Source organism: Pseudomonas kielensis (assembly GCF_014236655.1).
GTDB lineage: Bacteria > Pseudomonadota > Gammaproteobacteria > Pseudomonadales > Pseudomonadaceae > Aquipseudomonas > Aquipseudomonas kielensis.
This window is the reverse complement of the sequence record NZ_JACMYG010000068.1, coordinates 1-3729: the sequence shown is the minus strand read 5'-3', so window position 1 is coordinate 3729 and position 3729 is coordinate 1. Positions and strand designations below refer to the sequence as shown.

General features: G+C 64.9%; 4 protein-coding genes. All 4 read right to left on the bottom strand.

Annotation, left to right across the window (positions count from 1 at the left end):
- On the bottom strand, positions 1–910 hold a 910-nt coding region (locus H7995_RS27935; protein WP_185819311.1), incomplete at its 3' end, for a peptide ABC transporter ATP-binding protein.
- Positions 910–1878, bottom strand: coding sequence for an ABC transporter ATP-binding protein (locus H7995_RS27930; RefSeq protein WP_166588793.1), 969 nt, complete (start codon positions 1876–1878; stop codon positions 910–912). The genes H7995_RS27930 and H7995_RS27935, both read right to left, overlap by 1 nt.
- A 10-nt stretch (positions 1879–1888) precedes the next feature.
- On the bottom strand, positions 1889–2800 hold the full coding sequence (locus H7995_RS27925; RefSeq protein WP_182340859.1) for an ABC transporter permease subunit: 912 nt from the start codon (positions 2798–2800) through the stop codon (positions 1889–1891).
- A gap of 11 nt (positions 2801–2811) precedes the next feature.
- Positions 2812–3729 (bottom strand): ABC transporter permease subunit (locus H7995_RS27920; RefSeq protein ID WP_185819310.1); only part of this gene is annotated, 918 nt, incomplete at its 5' end.

Below are 3729 nucleotides of genomic sequence, written 5' to 3'. Positions count from 1 at the left end.
CCGGCTCTTCGCTGCTGCAACGCTCGGTGGCGTACGGGCAGCGCTTGTGGAAGGCGCAGCCGGACGGTGGGTTGAGCGGGTTGGGCAGTTCGCCGACGATCTTGATTTTCGGCTTGTCCGGGTCCGGGTGGATGGTCGGTGTGGCCGACAGCAGGGCCTGGGTGTAGGGGTGCAGGGGGCGGGTGTAGATGTCCTCTTTGGGGCCCATTTCCACCGGCCGGCCGAGGTACATCACCATCACGTGGTCGGCCACGTGGCGCACCACCGCCAGGTTGTGGGAGATGAACACGTAGGCGGTGTTGAATTCCTGCTGCAGGTCCATGAACAGGTTCAGCACCTGGGCCTGGATCGACACGTCCAGCGCCGAGGTCGGTTCGTCCGCCACCAGCACCTTGGGTTGCAGCATCATCGCCCGGGCCAGGGCGATGCGCTGGCGCTGGCCGCCGGAGAACATGTGCGGATAGCGCTGGTAGTGCTCGGGCCGCAGGCCGACCTGCTTCATCATTGCCTGGACTTTTTCACGGCGCTCGGCGGCCGAAAGGTCGGTGTTGATCAGCAGCGGCTCGGCCAGTTGGTCACCGATTTTCTGCCGTGGGTTGAGCGACGCATAGGGGCTTTGGAACACCATCTGCACGTCTTTGCGCAACTGTTTGCGCTCGGCCTTGTTGGCCCCGGAGACTTCCTGCCCGGCGATTTTCAGCGAGCCGGAGGACGGCTCTTCGATCAGCGTCAGGGCGCGGGCCAGGGTCGACTTGCCGCAACCGGATTCGCCGACCACGGCCAGGGTCTTGCCGGCTTCCAGTTCGAACGACACGCCGTTGAGCGCGCGCACGGTGGCGTGGCCCTTGAACAGGCCGCGGGAGACTTCGTAGTGACGGGTCAGGTCACGGGCGGTGAGAACGACGGCCATTACGCCACCTCCTGATTCAAGGGATAGAAGCAGCGAGCGAGGCTGTTGCTTTTCGGGTCGAGGGCCGGGCGTTGGGCGCGGCAGTTGTCCTGCACGTACGGGCAGCGTGGCGACAGCAGGCAACCCTGCGGACGGTCATAACGGCCCGGCACGATGCCCGGCAGCGTGGCCAGGCGCGACTCGCCCAGGCTGTGCTCCGGAATCGCCTTGAGCAGGGCTTCGCTGTAGGGGTGCGCGGGGATGTCGAACAGCTGTGGCACCTGGCCGACTTCCACCGCTTGACCGGCGTACATCACGCACACGCGCTGGGCGGTTTCGGCGACCACGGCGAGGTCGTGGGTGATCAGCACCAGGCCCATGTCCTGCTCTTTCTGCAGGGCCAGCAGCAGGTCCATGATCTGCGCCTGAATGGTCACGTCGAGGGCGGTGGTCGGTTCGTCGGCGATCAGCAGCTTGGGTTCGCCGGCAATCGCCATGGCAATGGCCACGCGCTGGCTCATGCCGCCGGAGAGTTGGTGCGGGTAGGCGTCCATGCGGCTGGCGGCGCCGGGGATCTCGACTTTTTCCAGCAGTTCGATGGCGCGTTTGCGCGCCGCGCGGCCGGACATTTTCAGGTGCAGGCGCAGCACTTCTTCAATCTGGAAGCCGACGGTGTAGCTCGGGTTCAGGGCGGTCATCGGGTCCTGGAAGACCATGGCCAGGTCCTTGCCGACGATCTGCCGGCGTTGACGGTTGCTCAGCTTGAGCATGTTCTTGCCGTCAAAGTTCAGGGCGTCGGCGGTGACGATGCCGGGGTGCTCGATCAGGCCCATCAGCGCCATCATGGTCACGGATTTGCCCGACCCCGATTCGCCCACGATGGCCAGGACTTCGCCCTTGTCCACGCTCAGGTCCAGGCCGTCGACCACGGGGACGGCGGTCTTGTCGCCGAAGCGCACGTTGAGATTCTTGATTTCTAACAGTGACATGGGAATCTCCTCAGGCGGCGTTCTTGAGTTTCGGGTCCAGCGCGTCGCGCAGGCCGTCGCCCATCAGGTTGATTGCCAGCACGCTGAGCAAAATGGTCAAACCAGGCAGGCTCACCACCCACCAGGCGCGTTCGATGTAGTCGCGAGCCGAGGCCAGCATGGTGCCCCACTCCGGCGTTGGCGGTTGGACGCCAAGGCCAAGGAAGCCCAGGGCGGCGGCATCGAGAATCGCCGAGGAAAAACTCAAGGTGGCCTGGACGATCAGCGGCGCCATGCAGTTGGGCAGCACGGTGATGAACATCAGGCGTGGCAGGCCGGCACCGGCCAGGCGCGCGGCGGTCACGTAGTCACGGTTCAGTTCGCCCATCACCGCGGCGCGGGTCAGGCGCACGTAGGAGGGCAGGGACACGATGGCGATGGCGATCACGGTGTTGATCAGGCCAGGGCCGAGGATGGCGACAATCGCCACGGCCAGCAGCAGGGATGGCAGGGCCAGCATGATGTCCATCAGGCGCATGATGGTAGGGCCCAGCAGGCGCGGGAAGAACCCGGCGAACAGGCCCAGCAGGATCCCCGGGATCAGTGACATGACCACCGATGACAGGCCGATCAGCAGCGACAGGCGCGACCCCTGGATCAAGCGCGACAGCAGGTCGCGGCCCAGTTCGTCGGTGCCGAGCAGGAACTGCAGTTGCCCGCCTTCGAGCCAGGCCGGTGGGGTCAGCAGGAAGTCACGGTATTGCTCGCTGGGGTTATGCGGGGCGACCCAGGGCGCGAAGATCGCGCAGAAGATCACCAGCAGCATGAACATCAGGCCGGCCACCGCGCCCTTGTTGCGGGAGAAGGCGTGCCAGAATTCTTTGTACGGGGACGGATACAGCAGGCTTTGATCGACTGCTACCGAGGGGGTTGGCGTACTCATGGGTAATGATCTCAGCGCTGATGACGGATGCGTGGGTTGGCAAAGCCGTAGAGGATGTCCACCACGAAGTTGACCAGGATCACCAGGCAGGCGATTAACAGGATGCCGTTCTGCACCACGGGGTAGTCCCGGGCGCCGATGGCTTCGATCAGCCATTTACCGATGCCGGGCCAGGAGAAGATGGTCTCGGTCAGGACCGCCCCGGCGAGCAAGGTGCCGACCTGCAGGCCGACCACGGTCAGCACCGGGATCAGGGCGTTGCGCAGGCCGTGGACGAACACCACGCGCGACGGCGACAGGCCTTTGGCCCGCGCGGTGCGGATGTAGTCTTCGCGCAGCACTTCGAGCATCGAGGAGCGGGTCATGCGCGCGATCACCGCCAGCGGGATGGTGCCGAGCACGATGGCCGGCAGGATCAGGTGGTGCAGGGCGTCGAGGAACGCGCCGGTGTCATCGGCCAGCAGGGTGTCGATGAGCATGAAACCGGTGACCGGCTCGATGTCGTAGAGCAGGTCGATCCGCCCGGAAACCGGGGTCCAGCCCAGGGACACCGAGAAGAACATGATGAGGATCAGGCCCCACCAGAAGATCGGCATCGAATACCCGGCCAGGGAGATGCCCATGACCCCATGGTCGAACAGCGATCCTCGCTTGAGGGCCGCGATCACCCCGGCCAGCAGGCCTAGGATCCCGGCGAACAGCAGGGCGGCCATGGACAGTTCCAGGGTTGCCGGAAAGAGCGAAGTGAACTCGCTCCACACACTTTCACGGGTGCGCAGCGATTCACCGAGGTCGCCCTGGGCCAGTTTGCCGATGTAGTCCAGGTACTGGGCATACAGTGGCTTGTTCAGACCAAGGCGTTCCATTGCCTGAGCGTGCATTTCGGGGTCGACCCGGCGTTCGCCCATCATGACTTCCACAGGGTCGCC